Here is a 15,474-nt window from a genome sequence, read left to right as displayed (position 1 = left end):
GATACTGCTTGGACACACAGAGGCTAGCCTAAGGTTGCCAAGGCTCGTGTGTCGGCTTGTAAGCAGGTGTTTCAGGAGGGCCGGCAGCAACATTTGCTCATGATTGAAGCCAAAACAGTTACCATTGAACACAACTCTGTGGCCGAGGCGGCAGAGAAGAGAGACAGCAGGAAAGGCATAGTGACAGAACAACATGAGACCAAGGATATCGTCATCATAGGTGGCGGTATGGTGGGCGCGGCGACGGCGCTGGGGGTGGCCAAACTCGGGCTGGAAGTGGCGCTGGTGGAGGCCTTTGAACCCGAGGCCTTCGATGCCTCGCAACCTCTGGATGTCAGGGTCTCGGCCATCAGTGTGGCATCGGAGGCGCTACTCGAGCGCCTGGGAGCATTCGATACTCTGCTCGGAATGCGCCATGTGGCTTATCGTGGCCTGGAAACCTGGGAAATGGAAGGCTGCATTACCCGTTTCCATGCCAGTCAGATCAAGGCCGAGCGTCTCGGCCACATAGTGGAAAACCGTTTGGTGCAGCTGGCACTGTGGCAGGAATTCGACAACCACCCCAATCTGACCCTCTGCTGCCCGGCCCGGGTCGGGCGCATGGTGCGCTCCAGCGTGGGTATAGAGGTGAGTCTGGACGATGGCCGGGTGTTCGATGCCCGCTTGCTGGTGGGGGCCGATGGTGCCAACTCCAGAGTGCGTCAATGGGCCGGAATTGGTATCAGTGGTTGGGATTATTCCCAGTCCTGCATGCTGATCAATATCGCCACCGAGTGTGATGAGCAGGATGTGACCTGGCAACAGTTTACTCCGCAAGGGCCGCGCTCCTTGCTGCCATTGCCGGGCAAAAATGCTTCCTTGGTTTGGTATGACGATGCCAAACAAATTCGCAGTTTGATGCAGCTAAGCGACAGCCAACTGAAGCAGGCGATCATCAATCACTTCCCCGATAGGCTGGATCCCCACTTCGAAGTGTTGGCCAAGGGCAGTTTCCCGCTGACCCGGCGCCATGCGCAGCAATACTATCGTGATAACCTGGTGATCCTGGGGGATGCGGCTCACACCATTAACCCGCTGGCGGGGCAGGGGGTTAACCTGGGCTTTAAAGACGTCGAAGCCTTGATAGCGACAATCACCCAGGCGCTGGAGAAGGGCGAAGACTGGTCAAAGGCCACAGTGCTTGAAGGGTTCCAAAAGCAGCGTTGGTTTGACAATCAGTTGATGATGACAGGCATGGATCTCTTCTATGCCGGTTTCAGTAACGATCTGCTGCCACTTAAACTGTTGCGTAACGCCGGGCTCAAGCTGGCGGATATCAATACCCCGGTCAAGCAGCAAGTCCTCAAGTATGCGCTGGGGCTGAGATAACCCCGGTCGATTTGTTGATTGTCGCAAGAGAGTGCTAAAATGCCGCGTTTTTACAAGAATGCGGCATTTTTCATTGGCTTTTTGGCAGTGTTTGGGTCTGTAACGGCCAAGCTTCAAGAGCGGTGAATATGTGCCTGGCCTTGTCCGGCCTTCGCAGAACTTCTCGTTGAATAAACAGACTGATAGAGACTGATGACAGAGATTAAACTTATCGTCGGGCTGGCCAATCCCGGCGCCGAGTATGCCCAGACCCGCCATAATGCCGGCGCCTGGTATGTGCAGGAGCTGGCCAGAGGTTGCGGTGCCCAGCTCAGTGCCGACAGCAAGTATTTTGGCCTGACTGCCAGAGTTACGCTCAAGGGCCGCGATGTGCGCCTGCTGATCCCTTCCACTTATATGAACCTGAGTGGCAAGTCGGTGGCGGCATTGGCGAACTTCTTCCGTATTCAACCGGAGGAGATTTTGGTGGCCCACGATGAGCTGGACATGCCGCCGGGCGTGGCCAAGTTCAAGCTTGGCGGTGGTCATGGCGGCCATAACGGCCTTAAGGACATTATTGCCAAGCTGGGCAACAACAAGAATTTTTATCGTCTGCGGATTGGCATAGGTCACCCCGGGGACAAGAACAAAGTCAGCGGCTATGTGCTTGGCAAGGCGCCGAGTACTGAGCAGTCGCTGATAGATGCCGCGGTAGATGAAGCGGTGCGCGCCACTGATATCCTCTTTGCCGAGGATATGACCAAGGCGATGCACAGGCTGCACTCCTTTAAAGCGGTCTAAGATTATCCAGGCGTCTGACGCCTGTTTCATTATCCTGTCCGGGGCCGAGTGCGCCGGACTCAAATTAGAGAGAAAGGTAAACATCATGGGTTTTAAATGCGGCATCGTTGGTCTGCCAAACGTCGGTAAGTCAACTCTGTTCAATGCGTTAACCAAGGCTGGCATCGAAGCGGCAAACTTTCCCTTCTGTACCATAGAACCCAACACAGGTGTGGTGCCAGTGCCGGATGCTCGTCTGGACGCCCTGGCTGAAATCGTTAAGCCTGAGCGGGTACTGCCGACCACCATGGAGTTTGTGGACATTGCCGGTCTGGTTGCCGGGGCATCCAAGGGCGAAGGTCTGGGTAACAAGTTCCTGGCCAACATCCGTGAAACCGATGCTATCGGCCATGTGGTACGTTGCTTCGAGAACGACAATATTGTTCACGTGGCCAACAAGGTTGACCCGGCCGGTGATATTGAAGTGATCAATACCGAACTGGCACTGGCGGATCTCGACAGTGTTGAGCGTGCCATACTGCGTCAGCAAAAGCGCGCCAAGGGTGGTGATAAAGACGCCAAATTTGAAGTCGAAGTACTGGAAAAACTCAAGCCGGTACTGGACGAAGGCCATATGCTGCGCACCCTGGATTTGAGCAAAGAGGAGCTGGAAGCCGTGGCTTACCTGAACCTGCTGACGCTCAAGCCAACCATGTATATTGCCAACGTTTCTGAAGATGGCTTCGACAATAACCCGCATCTGGATACAGTGCGTGCCATTGCCGAAAAAGAAAATGCCGTTGTGGTGCCTGTGTGCGCCGCTATCGAGTCAGATCTGGCGGAAATGGATGAGGAAGAGCGTAGCGAGTTCCTCGAAGAGCTGGGCCTGGAAGAGCCAGGGCTTGATCGGGTGATCCGCGCCGGTTACGAATTGCTGACACTGCAAACCTACTTTACTGCCGGGGTGAAAGAGGTCCGCGCCTGGACTGTGACTGTCGGTTCTACCGCACCGCAGGCGGCCGGTAAAATTCACACCGACTTTGAGCGCGGCTTTATTCGGGCTCAGGTTATGGCCTATGATGACTTTGTTCAGTTCAAGGGCGAAGCCGGTTGTAAGGAAGCGGGTAAGCTGCGGGTGGAAGGGAAAACCTATATCGTCAAAGACGGCGACGTAATGCACTTCCTGTTTAACGTATAAAGTGACTCTAAATGGGCGATAGAACACGGATTTGCGTATCTGTTGCCCAGTTTGATGGGTTTATAGGCAAACAGCTGGGGTGGCGGGATTTAGCCTAAAAAAGCTGTTGACCTGAATAACCTGAATAAGCATAATACGCCCCGTTCCTCGGCACGGGGAACAACAAAGTTATCGTGGCTATGTAGCTCAGCTGGTTAGAGCACAGCACTCATAATGCTGGGGTCGCAGGTTCAAGTCCCGCCATAGCTACCATCCTTCTTGGGATGTCAAAAACAAGAGACACTGCGGGAGTGGTGAAATTGGTAGACACGCCAGATTTAGGTTCTGGTGCCGCAAGGTGTGAGAGTTCAAGTCTCTCCTCCCGTACCATATTTGTCTCTTATTGAACTAACTTTGATTATTGGTGGGGTATCGCCAAGCGGTAAGGCACCGGGTTTTGATCCCGGCATTCCCAGGTTCGAATCCTGGTACCCCAGCCATCTTTACCAAGTTTATATATTGGGGTATCGCCAAGCGGTAAGGCACCGGGTTTTGATCCCGGCATTCCCAGGTTCGAATCCTGGTACCCCAGCCATAAACGCTAAAGAGAAAAATACAGTGGCTATGTAGCTCAGCTGGTTAGAGCACAGCACTCATAATGCTGGGGTCGCAGGTTCAAGTCCCGCCATAGCTACCATGTTTCTTTAGCAGCAAACTTGGTCTTCACGAGTCTTAAGATTCGTATCGGTTAACACCGACCCTGATGGGGTATCGCCAAGCGGTAAGGCACCGGGTTTTGATCCCGGCATTCCCAGGTTCGAATCCTGGTACCCCAGCCATATTCAACGAAAGAGCCCGTCATAGACGGGCTTTTTTGTGTCTGTTTTTCATCGTTTGAACTTGTCTGCTATTGGCGCATCGGCCGGGATCCCGGCTATTTCGCACCGGCGATCCTGCGACATGGCGAGAGTTGCCGGCGATAGTGGTGTAGCAGCGCTCTTTCGAGCGCCAACCAAAGATGGCTACATTTCCGCCTGTGCCTGTAAACTTGTGCATGCCTGTAAACTAGTGCCAAGATTTCACCGATCCAGAGTCATACCAGCCTTGAGCTATCAAGCTTCTACTCGACTTTCAGCTTCTGTCGCAGACTCTCATCTCTGGCGGCTTTGGTGACTTCGAGAGCGATATTGCGCCTGAGGCGAATTAACCAACTGTCGATTTTGGCTTGGTCCATTTTGCAATCGCAGCGGCTGGAGAGTAGGCTAAGCTGCAGTTCCTGTTGCTGCCGTGCTACTTCTACTTCGACCGTGTATCCCTTGTAGTTATTGAGCCGGGCGAGCCAGGTGCCATCTGCGGCAGTTTCCAGTTCCCAGCTATCCCGGGTAACGGCCCGCTGCAACATGGCGGAGATATCCTGCACATAGCCGCCTGTGGGTACTGGGTTTTGCCAGCGTTGCAATTGATATTCAGTCTCGGCGGAAGCCGGGTTCAGCCATAACAGATTCAGCAGCAGCGGCAGTAGTATTCGTTTCATGATTTTTTCAGCTCCTGGGCGATGGAGAGACGCAGATTCTTGATGTAGTTGTAATAGCCGCGGCCATTCTTGTAGCAGATATCATCAATCAGCTTCTTGCAGACAAAATCCCCCAGGGCGGCGTGGTATTTAAGCTGAATATAGTTGGCGTCGTATTCAATGCGCATCACATTAGTGTCGCCGCGATAGTCGAAACGGGCCAGGATATAGCCCTCACCTTCGCCCTCGTATACCCAGGCAAAGCCCTTGGTGCTGAGCATACCTTCGAGAATGGCATAACGAACCTGGGCCTCACTGGCTCCCGCTACCGGGATCTCTTTATGAACGGCTTCGATATAGCTGTTTGAGGATTTGGGTTTGGCATTTTTGTTGATGACCAGCTCGCCGGGGGCGGCTTGCAACGACAGGGAGAAACCGAGGGCGAATAACGCCCCCAGAATGGATTGGACTTGCATATCAGAATCCTTCTGAAAAAGGCTGCGAAAGTCCGAGTCTAGCGAAAAGCCAAGGCACTTGAAAGAGCGCTTGAAAGAGGAATTAGAGCAAACCTTCCAAACGCAGACGTTGCATCTCTTTGGCAACTTGTTGCATCTGCATTGGTGTGCCCAAGGTCAAGCGATTCCAGCCTTCAAGCCCAGGGAAGGTGCGGCCCACCAGAATGCCGGCCTGCTGCATCCGCTTGCGATAGTCTTCATTATTGCCCTTGATGCGGTGGAAAATAAAACTGGCGTTGAGCGGCAGATAGTCGAGCCCCAGCAGTTTGAGTGTGGCAATGATAATGGCACCGGCCTCCAAGTTGTTGCTGCGGGTCTGCGCCAGCCAGGCGCTGTCATCCAACACTGCTGCCGCCCCATAGAGGGCAAACAGGTTGGCGTTGTCAAAACTCGCCTGGGCCTGCATGGCGGCTATCATTTCCGGAGCGGCAATGGCATAACCGGCTCTTAGTCCCGCCATTCCCCATGCTTTGGAGAACGTCTTGGTCAGCACTGTGTGTTTCTGGCCATTTTGGATGAACGGCAGCGCGGATTGGAAATCGCTACCGGCATACTCGCCGTAGGCCTCGTCAATAATAAACTGCAGCGCGGGACTGGCCTTGGCTAGCCACTGTGCAACCGGCGCCTTGGGCAGCAAGAGGCCGGTTGGGTTGTTGGGGTTACACAGATAGACAATGGAAGGGCCAGGGTGTGCGGCCACGGCGGCTCGCATAGCGGCGATATCGGTTTGCAGCTCGGCGGTCAGTGGCACTTCTGTTACCTTGAGCCCCCGGGCCTTGGCATAGTCGGCCACTATGTCAAAAGTGGGCTTGGGCATCACCAACTGGCAGTGAGCGCTGGCCATGGCATCTATGGCGAACTTGAGTACTTCGGAAGAGCCATTGCCATAGATGAGCTGTTCTTGACTGATACCGTGGTAGCTTGCCAGGCGCTTGAGCAAAGCCTGACGGGCACTGTCGGGATACAGGTGCGCCTCGCCCATATGCTGCATAATGGCTTCTCTGGCACTGCTTGGCATCCCCAGCGGGTTTTCATTGAAGTTCAGCGCCAGAGGACCCTTGGAGGCAGTAGCTTGGGCCTGCTCCTGAGAAGATAAAGAGAAATTACTGCAGCCACTGAGCCCCAGTGCGGTACCGGCTAGACCGGCCTGAATAAAATGCCTACGACTTAATTGCATGTTTATTATGATGTTCTGGATAAGAGGGCGCTCAGTCTACCCAGAGGAAGAGAGAAAATAAATGAATTTTTATTCATTATTTGAAGCTTGTTATTCTTTTGACTTTAGCCGCCAGCGAGCTTTGGTAACTTCAAGTCGTTGTTTGATGACAACACTGGCAGTGGCTTTGAAGGACGAGTTACTGCAGTTCTGCAAGAATAGCGTTGCTTGACGTTGTTTATATGCCACAGAAATACACCCATTTTCCAGGCACAGGCGGGATTGTGACCTTCCGAGCCAGGGATGGCGAGGCAGAGCTTACAGGGACGTACTCGCAGCGAGTCACAGGATCGCCTGTGCGAAAGGCGCACCGCAGGTGATGGGTTATAGCTAGCCGCTAGGAGCAAGTTCATTGGTAAGTTTTGGCTTAAAGCCATAAATAGCCGCTGTGCCAACGGCGTAAAGTCGTGGTGTTCCACACCACACCGGGCAAGGGGCTTTGCTTGTCCAAAGCCCCTTGCATCCCCAAGGACACCCCCGACGTAGCCGAAATCCCCGCTGGCTTATGAAGCAAATTGGCTACACTCAGGACTCGCCAAATGCATCCATGCATAAGGGCCAGCTCGCCCTCCTTGGCTCGCGCTCATAAGCTTGTTGCTTCGCAACATTCGCCTTGCTCGACCTTCGAGCCTCGACATCCCTGTCTCGGCTACGCCAATTTGCAACAACGCCAGCGGCGGCTCCGAAGGGGGAATTGGTGCAATTCTTCCCACACAGAGTCGTTTTAGGCTGCAGACATATGCCTATTTTTCAGGCACAGGTGGAACTGTGACCTTCCGAGCCAGGGATGGCGAGGCAGAGCTTACAGGGACGTACTCGCAGCGTGTCACAGAATCGCCTGTGCGAAAGGCGCACCGCAGGTGATGAGCTACAACTTAGCTAGCCGCTAGGGCCAAGCTCATTGGTGAGTTTTGGCTTAAGGCCGTGCTAGCCGCTGTGCCAGCGGCCTAAAGTCGTGGTGTTCCACACCACACCGGGCAAGGGGTTTTGCTTGTCCAAAGCCCCTTGCATCCCCAAGGACACCCCCGACGTAGCCGAAATCCCCGCTGGCTTATGAAGCAAATTGGCTACACTCAGGACTCGCCAAATGCATCCATGCATAAGGGCCAGCTCGTCTTCCTTGGCTCGCGCTCATAAGCTTGTTGCTTCGCAACATTCGCCTTGCTCGACCTTCGAGCCTCGACATCCCTGTCTCGGCTACGCCAATTTGCAACAACGCCAGCGGCGGCTCCGAAGGGGGAATTGGTGCAATTCTTTTAGCGCTGAGTAGCTTGAAACATCTGAAGAGTTTGCAGACATACACCTATTTTCCAGGCACAGGCGGGACTGTGACCTTCCGAGCCAGGGATGGCGAGGCAGAGCTTACAAGGACGTACTCGCAGCGAGTCACAGGATCGCCTGTGCGAAAGGCGCACCGCAGGTGATTGGCTACACCGTGGCCGGAAGCTCGGCCAGTACTAACTTAGGAACTTTTAGCTGGAAGCTATGATAGCCGCTGTGCCAGCGGCTTAAAGTCGTGTCGCTTTGGGTTTCCAACCCAGTCAATTCTGTTGTAAAAACAAACTAAATCAGTGTTTTGTTGCCTTTGTCAAAACTTGACCTTTGGCTAATTGTTTTAACATTCAATGCTGGCTATTGTATAACTAATTCAAATGCTTAGTTTTAGTACTTCCTTAAGCTTAAAGCGAAAGCTACAACACTTTTCCGATTTTAGCGGAATGCAGGAACGAACAGAGTTTGCACCCGTGCGGTAGCCATGGCTTTACTTAACGTTTTTTGTAAGGCCTGGGTTGTGCGGTTTGAAGTGCTCATGACAAGCACCTCAGAACTGATTTTTATACAGTATTATTGACGTTCCGGACTAAATGCCGGGAATTTGCAGCTAAGCTTGCGCGTTATTTCCGTAACATTTTATAAAAATATATTTAAATTCATAAAGTTAAAAAATACAGCTGGTAGATAATAGGTTTGGAAACCGCGCATGCGCGTTTAGCTGCAAGGGATATTAGGACTAAACTCTATTATATCCAGCTAATACAAACAGATAGCGATGCGCGTTTACACTCCTCCGAGGACTAAAACGCGCATGCGCACTATACAGCTGTTAGGAAACTCCGAATGAAAGATCCGTGGGAAAATCGAGTTCGGCCTGACCTTGACCACATAACCTCGCTATTTGAAAACGAGGTTCTGGGTGCTTTCATGTCTGGGCATTTAGTCCTAGAGTCAATTTTAGTGCAAATGCTAGAGATTCAGCCTAAAGAGGGTGACGGTGGTCGTTACTTTGAATGGAGCTTCAGGAGAAAGGTTGATGCATCTGAGTCCAGAAAAATAATTGGAAAAGGTACAGCTGATTTTTTACGCGGTTTAAATGATGTTAGAAATCGTTTGGCTCATAAGCTTGATACTCCGATTACCTTTGCGGAAGCCTTTTCACTTGCCAAGCTCGCTGCAGAAGGCGGTATAGATTTTTCGGATGAAACAATTCACCTAGATCGTGAAAAATCTGAACAGTGGTACGGTATTGAGGGCATCATTCAAGAAATTTTTCAAAATGCGGCACAGGATCTTCTAGGCTTTCTAGATGACGATAGCTACATTTTGGAGTTCGTCAGTGCAAAAAATTCCTAACAATCGCAGTCACTGGGACAAAATTTTCGCTGCGCTGCAATTTTGCCCGTGCTGCGGGCGTTAGGCATCATCAAAAAGGACATGCATGAGCGGACATATAAAAAAAATAGACTCAATTAAAAGTATGGCGGTCTATGATGATTTTCAGTGGTCATCATCTATGCGTGATGCAGGTAACAACATCGCAGAATTTAAAACCCTAAACGTCCTATATGGCCGCAACTACTCTGGCAAAACAACACTCTCGCGGATCTTCAGAGCTCTCGAAACTGGCACGATATCGGACAAATATAGTTCACCTGAGTTTCAATTGTCTTTTGATGGCGGCAGGATTGCCACGCAGAGGTCATTAAGCAATCATGGTCAAATCGTTCGGGTTTTCAATGAGGACTTTGTCCGAGACAACCTTCGGTTCATTGTTGATGACGAGCAGACGATCAATTCATTCGCCATCTTGGGGGAAGATAACACAAGGCTTGAGGAAGAAATCGAGAAGCATGAAGCCGAACTTGGGAGCGAAGAGGACAAGTCTGGACTGCTGGGAGAACTCTTTGGGGCTGAAGAAAAATTCAAAGGAGCCAAAAAAGAACATGACGACAAGTCGTCAGAGTTGGAGGGGAAGTTACGTGATAAAGCCAATAAGGCAGGCACTGGAATCAAGCACAATAAAACGTTTGGTGATGCCAACTACAATGTTCCTAAAATAAAGACAGACATCTCGACTGTTACTAAAGACACTTATTCTCCGCTTACTGATGAGCAGGTGAGCAAGTTTCACGACCTCCTTAGAGAAGAACCCAAATCGGAAATCCCTGAATCATCAACTTTTAATCTTCAATACTCTGCTATCGTTTCAAAGGCTAAAGAACTCATTGAAAAAAAGATTCAGGCGTCTGATCCAATTCAGGAATTACTGAACGATGCGGCTTTGGCCTCGTGGGTGAGGACTGGTCGGGGTCACCATCAAGAGAAAAGAGATAAGTGCGCATTTTGTGGCAGCGATCTTCCTGAAGATCTGTGGGTGAAATTGGACAAGCATTTTAATCAGGAGTCTGAAGAGCTTCGTCAAGCATTGGAAACCCTGCTTGGATCAATTGAACTTGAGCGAGCCCGAGTTCCTAATCTACTGAAAATCAAAAACTCGGATTTCTACTCTAACTTTACAGCCGACTTGGATTCATTGGCGGAACAGTTGTCGACCTTATCAGAGTCTTACAGCCAGAGGCTGGACTCGATAAAAGAACAGATTGAAAAACGAAGAGATGACATTTTTACGCCTCTTGAGTTTAAAACATCTGAGTCTATTGAAGATGCTTTGAATACGGTCAGGGATTCGTATGAGGAGCTCAGAAACGAGTCTAACCAGCTTACAGCTACACTAAGCGCCGACCAATCAGAAGCTCGTGCGGCTCTCCGCCTCCATGAGGTTTATACATTCATAAACGACATTAAGTATGGAGACGAGTGTAAGACCATTGAGGCATTGAATGGCGCTATGGGCGAAGCGAATGAAGCTAAAAACACCGCAAAAGAAAAAGTTGATGTAAAACGAGAAAAGATCGCTGAATTGAAGGCCCAGTTAAAAGATGAAAGCAAGGGAGCTGATAGGGTAAACGATTATCTGAACAACTTTTTCGGCCACCAGTCTCTCTCACTAAAAGCCATTGAAGAAAACTTGGGGGACGCGTCATCTGGATACCGGTTTGAGGTAACTCGAAACGACAAAAAAGCATTCCATCTCAGCGAAGGTGAATGCAGCCTGATAGCTTTCTGTTACTTCATGGCCAAGCTTGAAGACATAGAGACTAAAGGTAACCAGCCAATCATTTGGATCGATGACCCCATTTCCAGCTTGGATGCAAACCATATCTTTTTTGTCTACAGCCTTATTAATGCAAAGATTGTAACGCCAGAGAAATATGAAGATGACGGTGAGATCAAGGAACGTGACCGTTTTAAGCAGCTATTTATTTCGACTCACAATTTGGATTTTTTGAAGTATCTGAAGCGGCTTCCCGGCGCTTTGAACAAAAAAAAGTCCCAATACTTTATCATTAACCGAACGGATCAAGTCAGTGACATTACATTGATGCCTCGATACCTGAAAGACTACGTCACGGAGTTCAACTTCCTGTTTCATCAAATTTATAAATGCGCTCATGCCCAGATCGAGTGTGATGAAAATCATGATTGCTACTACAACTTTGGAAACAATGCCCGCAAGTTTCTTGAAGCATTCTTGTACTACAAATACCCCAATGCCGTAGAAAAAGATGATAAGTTGGCGCGTTTTTTCGGAGATGATGCATTGGCATCGTCACTAACGGATCGCATCAATAATGAGTTTTCCCATTTAGAAGGTGTATTTGAGAGAAGTGTTTTGCCTATTGATGTGCCAGAGATGAAGACAACGGCAAGTTTTATATTGCGAAAAATTGAAGAAAAAGATCCGGACCAGTATTCGGCGCTACTTCAAAGTATTGGGGTAGAAAATGCCTAACAAGTGCATGTTGCCGGACTGTTTTTCCGCTGCGCTCCAAACCAGCCGCAAATGCGGGCGCTGGAGGATCCCCTCATAATTCGGGTCTCCCAGAGGTGTTAACCAGTTTAAGAAACTCACCCCAAGCCAAGCGAAAATGCGGTTCTCTGATTGAGTATTCCGTGAATAACAAAGACACCCATTATTTACTGAGTGAAAGGTCACTCTGAAGGGGGATTAGTGCAACTCTGTTAGTCCTGAGTAGTTTGAAATATTTGATAGATCTGCAGATATACGCCTAATTCCAGGCACAGGCGGAACTGTGACCGTCGAAAACAGGGACGTTTTCGTCGAGCGCCCAGGGATGGGTTTACAGCGAGTCACAGGACCGCCTGTGCAAAAGGTGCACCGCAGTTGATGGGTTACACATGTGGTCAAAAGCCTGGCAAGTATTGACGAGGGATTTAAGGCTTAAAGCAATGCTAGCCACTGTGCCAGTGGCCTAAAGTCGTGGAGCTTCGCCCCACCCGAGAAAAGGGGGCAGTATCGACTCGCCCCCTTTCCACCCCCCCAGCGACCCGCGACGCAGCGGAAAACCCCTTGTGCTTATGATGCCAATTCGCTATCGCGCCAGACGCTCAGAGTCACATCCATGTGACTCTGGCCCAGCTCAACATCCTGTTTCGCGCTCGTGAACTCGTCGCTAAGCGACACTCGCCCCTGATTCGACTGGCGCTGCTTCGGCATCCATGCCTCGCTACGCGATTGTCATCAACGCCCTGCGGCCGCTTCGAGCGGGAGTCGGTGCAATTCTGTGACAATGGAGTAGCTTGAAATATTTGAGAGTTCTGCAGACATACACCTCATTTCCAGGCACAGGCGGAACTGTGACCGTCGAAAACAAGGATGTTTTCGTCGAGGCTACAGGGACGTATTCACGCCGTGTCACAGGATCGCCTGTGCGAGAGCACCCCGCAGCTGATGGGCCATATCATATTATGGCAACCCAGATATCAAGCATAAAAAAACGCACCCAAAGGTGCGTTTTTTGTTAACTCAGCATGTCAGCTTAGTGCTGGAACATGGCAGAGATAGATTCTTCGTTGCTGACGCGGCGGATAGCCTCGGCCAGTACCGCTGACATGGTCAACTGGCTCACTTTGCCTGTCTTGAGCATTTCTGGGCTCAGGGGCACAGTGTCAGTCACTATGACTTCGTCAATCACTGAATTTACTATGTTGCTGGCGGCATTGCCGGAGAATACCGGGTGGGTCGCATAAGCAAAGACGCGGTTGGCGCCGTGTTCTTTCAGGGCTTCAGCAGCCTTACACAGAGTGCCACCTGTGTCGATCATGTCATCAACTATGATGCAGTCACGGCCTTGAACGTCACCTATGATGTGCATTACCTGAGCCACGTTGGCCTGTGGGCGACGCTTGTCGATGATCGCCAGATCTGAGTCGTCGAGCAGTTTGGCTACGGCGCGGGCGCGAACAACACCACCGATATCGGGGGAAACAACAACTGGGTTGTCCAGTTTCTTGGCCAGCATATCTTCCAGCAGCACTGGGCTACCGAAGACGTTGTCTACCGGTACATCGAAGAAGCCCTGGATCTGCTCGGCGTGCAGGTCACAGGTCAGTACTCTGTCGACACCCACGCTGGAGAGGAAATCGGCAACCACTTTGGCGGTAATGGGTACACGGGCGCTGCGGACACGGCGGTCCTGACGGGCATAACCAAAGTAAGGGATAACGGCTGTGATACGGCCGGCTGAAGCGCGGCGCAGGGCATCAACCATTACGATCAACTCCATCAGGTTGTCGTTGGTTGGTGCGCAGGTGGACTGAATGATAAACACATCAGCACCACGTACATTTTCGTTTATCTGGACACTGATTTCACCATCGCTGAAACGGCCTACCTCTGCGTCTCCGAGTTTACAAAAAAGACGGTCGGCTATCTTTTTGGCGAGACTGGGGGTAGCGTTCCCAGCAAAGAGCTTGATGTCGGGCACTGTAAGAACCTCAGGCGTTTGCTTTATTTTAGTGGCTGGGACAAAAAACGGCGGACCGCTTCATCCCGGAAGAAACTGTTCAGAGGCGAGCCAGTCGACTCTGAAGCGGCGATCTATTTATCCCTTTGGCAACAAAGCCTTTGAAAGATGGTGGCAGCTGTGCCAGACAATCGAGAGCTTGTTGCTGTTTTTCGAACTCCCCGAACACGCAGGCACCGGTTCCGGTCATTCTGGACGGCGCATATTCTAGCAGCCAGCCCAAGGCCTTGGCAACTTGAGGGTAATGGCGACATACCAGCGCCTGACAGTCGTTTTGCCAAGGGGCACTCAGCAGTTGCTCCAGAGAGAGCTTGGGAGTATCTCTTGGTAAATCAGGATCATGGAACACTTTTTCAGTGGAGACATGGGCCTCGGGAACCAGCACCAGGTACCAAGGTTCGGCCGGATCCACCGGCTGAAGTTTTTCGCCTACCCCTTCGGCAAAGGCCGCCAAACCCTTAATGAAAACAGGAACATCAGCGCCGAGTTTTAAACCAATTTGCGCAAGTTCGGTTTCACTCAGGCCGGTTTGCCACAGGGCGTTGAGGGCCACCAGAGTGGTGGCCGCGTCCGACGAGCCGCCCCCCAGACCGCCGCCCATGGGCAGTTTCTTGTCGAGCCAGATCTCGGCCCCCAGTTCACAACCGCTGGCTTGCTGCAATGATTTTGCGGCCTTGAGAATTAAGTTATCGCTATCCGGGACAGCAGCGCCGAGATTGGAGTGTAGTTTGAGCTCGCCATTGGCGGTGACTTTAAAGTCCAACAGGTCACCATGGTCGAGAAACTGAAACAGGGTCTGCAGTTCATGGTAGCCATCTTCCCGGCGACCATTGATATGCAAAAACAGATTAAGCTTGGCCGGGGCCGGCCAGCCAAGCGAAAGACTATTGGGTTTGGATGTTTGGTCTAGAGGACTCATGGATGCTGGCTTTCCTTGGTGGTGAGTGTGCTCTGGGCTTCGAGTGCCTGCCACTCGGTTAACTGGATCTTGAGTTCGAGTGCGCCGCGATTGAGTTTAAGAAGGCGCGGAATATCGGCACCGCTTTGTTGCTGCCAGTTGAGATACTTCACCTGCCACGGAGGGCTGACGCTGCCATCTTCCAGGCTCTGGGGTTTGCCGTCATTGTCTGTGAGCACGAGTTCAGTGTCGGCGGCGCTGAGGCCAAGCACCCAGCGGGGCAGGGCGTTAAGGGGTATGCTCCAACTGCTGAGGCCATCGAGTAAACGCTGTGGGTCTCGGTCGCGATAGATTTCACCATCCAACTCCAGTAAGGCGCCGTCCGGGCCGCTCTTTAGCAGCATCACACTGGTACCCAACATGGTGGTGAGTCTCAGCTCTTCTGTCGTTGGAGTATGCAGCCAATAAAGATTGGTGCTGAATTTTTCCTCGGGAGTTTTTACCGCCAGCTTGCCTTTCAGCTCCCAGGCCTTGGCTTGCTCTGCGTGCTTGACTTGAGTCGCCTGCCAGCGGGCATCGGGCAGGCTGCTACAGGCGCTGAGCAGGCCAAGGAGCAGCAGGGGCAACAGCAGGCGCAGGGTCGACAGAGGTGTAAAACAGGTTTTTGTGAAGTACTTCAAAATAATCATCTGTTGTTCACTGTGTTGGCCGCCTATGATACGAGGGCTTTGGCAGAATACCAATAAGCGCCGACCCCTGTGGTGTCGCCCTTGTGGCTTTTGCCAGCGCCTGTTCAGCTTAATTGATAAATTGGTTGAGAAGTTAGACCTTTATTCGGTTTTGTTAAGCGTATTCTGTTTTT

At 51.3% G+C, this 15,474-nt stretch carries 11 protein-coding genes and 6 tRNA genes; 11 read left to right on the top strand and 6 right to left on the bottom strand.

Annotated features, from left to right (window positions below):
* The first annotated feature begins 99 nt into the window (after window positions 1–99).
* The 9 genes from E1N14_RS16510 to E1N14_RS16470 all read left to right on the top strand — a co-directional run bounded on the left by E1N14_RS16510 (window position 100) and on the right by E1N14_RS16470 (window position 4,143).
* Entirely contained in the window at window positions 100–1,368 is a 1,269-nt protein-coding gene (locus E1N14_RS16510; RefSeq protein WP_082813131.1) for an FAD-dependent oxidoreductase, read from the top strand.
* Window positions 1,369–1,560: 192 nt separating this feature from the next.
* On the top strand, window positions 1,561–2,148 hold the full coding sequence (gene pth / locus E1N14_RS16505) for an aminoacyl-tRNA hydrolase (protein ID WP_025011686.1): 588 nt from the start codon (window positions 1,561–1,563) through the stop codon (window positions 2,146–2,148).
* 85 nt (window positions 2,149–2,233) lie between these two features.
* The gene (gene ychF, locus E1N14_RS16500; protein WP_025011687.1) at window positions 2,234–3,325 is read left to right on the top strand and encodes a redox-regulated ATPase YchF; all 1,092 of its coding nucleotides are present in this window, start codon (window positions 2,234–2,236) and stop codon (window positions 3,323–3,325) included.
* Window positions 3,326–3,500: 175 nt separating this feature from the next.
* Window positions 3,501–3,577: transfer RNA gene (locus E1N14_RS16495), tRNA-Met, on the top strand.
* A gap of 32 nt (window positions 3,578–3,609) precedes the next feature.
* Window positions 3,610–3,694, top strand: a tRNA-Leu gene (locus tag E1N14_RS16490).
* A gap of 35 nt (window positions 3,695–3,729) precedes the next feature.
* A tRNA-Gln gene (locus E1N14_RS16485) sits at window positions 3,730–3,804 on the top strand.
* 20 nt (window positions 3,805–3,824) lie between these two features.
* Window positions 3,825–3,899 (top strand) — tRNA-Gln (locus E1N14_RS16480).
* A gap of 25 nt (window positions 3,900–3,924) precedes the next feature.
* A tRNA-Met gene (locus E1N14_RS16475) sits at window positions 3,925–4,001 on the top strand.
* A 67-nt stretch (window positions 4,002–4,068) separates the two neighbouring features.
* A tRNA-Gln gene (locus tag E1N14_RS16470) sits at window positions 4,069–4,143 on the top strand.
* A gap of 281 nt (window positions 4,144–4,424) precedes the next feature.
* Here E1N14_RS16470 and E1N14_RS16465 read toward each other — a convergent pair.
* The 3 genes from E1N14_RS16465 to E1N14_RS16455 form a co-directional block, all read right to left on the bottom strand.
* Window positions 4,425–4,838 carry a hypothetical protein gene (locus tag E1N14_RS16465; protein WP_025012152.1) on the bottom strand — a complete coding sequence of 138 codons (414 nt, stop codon included), beginning with the start codon at window positions 4,836–4,838 and terminating at the stop codon, window positions 4,425–4,427.
* A complete protein-coding gene (locus E1N14_RS16460) occupies window positions 4,835–5,293 on the bottom strand; it encodes a hypothetical protein (RefSeq protein WP_025012151.1) in 459 nt (152 codons plus the stop codon). The genes E1N14_RS16465 and E1N14_RS16460 overlap by 4 nt, the downstream gene beginning before the upstream one ends.
* An 82-nt stretch (window positions 5,294–5,375) precedes the next feature.
* Entirely contained in the window at window positions 5,376–6,509 is a 1,134-nt protein-coding gene (locus E1N14_RS16455; RefSeq protein WP_025012150.1) for a pyridoxal phosphate-dependent aminotransferase, read from the bottom strand.
* Window positions 6,510–8,666: 2,157 nt separating this feature from the next.
* Here E1N14_RS16455 and E1N14_RS16450 point away from each other — a divergent pair.
* Window positions 8,667–9,179 (top strand): hypothetical protein, encoded by a 513-nt coding sequence (locus tag E1N14_RS16450; protein WP_062794019.1) that lies wholly within the window; start codon window positions 8,667–8,669, stop codon window positions 9,177–9,179.
* A gap of 85 nt (window positions 9,180–9,264) precedes the next feature.
* Window positions 9,265–11,679 (top strand): AAA family ATPase, encoded by a 2,415-nt coding sequence (locus E1N14_RS16445; protein WP_037437474.1) that lies wholly within the window; start codon window positions 9,265–9,267, stop codon window positions 11,677–11,679.
* A gap of 1,048 nt (window positions 11,680–12,727) precedes the next feature.
* Here the strand turns inward: E1N14_RS16445 and E1N14_RS16440 are convergent.
* The 3 genes from E1N14_RS16440 to lolB all read right to left on the bottom strand — a co-directional run bounded on the left by E1N14_RS16440 (window position 12,728) and on the right by lolB (window position 15,301).
* Window positions 12,728–13,675, bottom strand: a complete 948-nt coding sequence (locus E1N14_RS16440) for a ribose-phosphate pyrophosphokinase (protein ID WP_028779717.1) — start codon at window positions 13,673–13,675, stop codon at window positions 12,728–12,730.
* Between the two features lie 79 nt (window positions 13,676–13,754).
* Window positions 13,755–14,633, bottom strand: a complete 879-nt coding sequence (gene ispE / locus E1N14_RS16435; protein ID WP_025011689.1) for a 4-(cytidine 5'-diphospho)-2-C-methyl-D-erythritol kinase — start codon at window positions 14,631–14,633, stop codon at window positions 13,755–13,757.
* Window positions 14,630–15,301, bottom strand: coding sequence for a lipoprotein insertase outer membrane protein LolB (gene lolB, locus E1N14_RS16430; RefSeq protein WP_025011690.1), 672 nt, complete (start codon window positions 15,299–15,301; stop codon window positions 14,630–14,632). Before lolB ends, ispE begins: the two co-directional genes overlap by 4 nt.
* Window positions 15,302–15,474: the final 173 nt, after the last annotated feature.

The sequence above is a fragment of the Shewanella algae genome (assembly GCF_009183365.2).
Classification (GTDB): Bacteria; Pseudomonadota; Gammaproteobacteria; order Enterobacterales; family Shewanellaceae; genus Shewanella; species Shewanella algae.
This window is presented reverse-complemented; position numbering and strand designations above follow the sequence as displayed.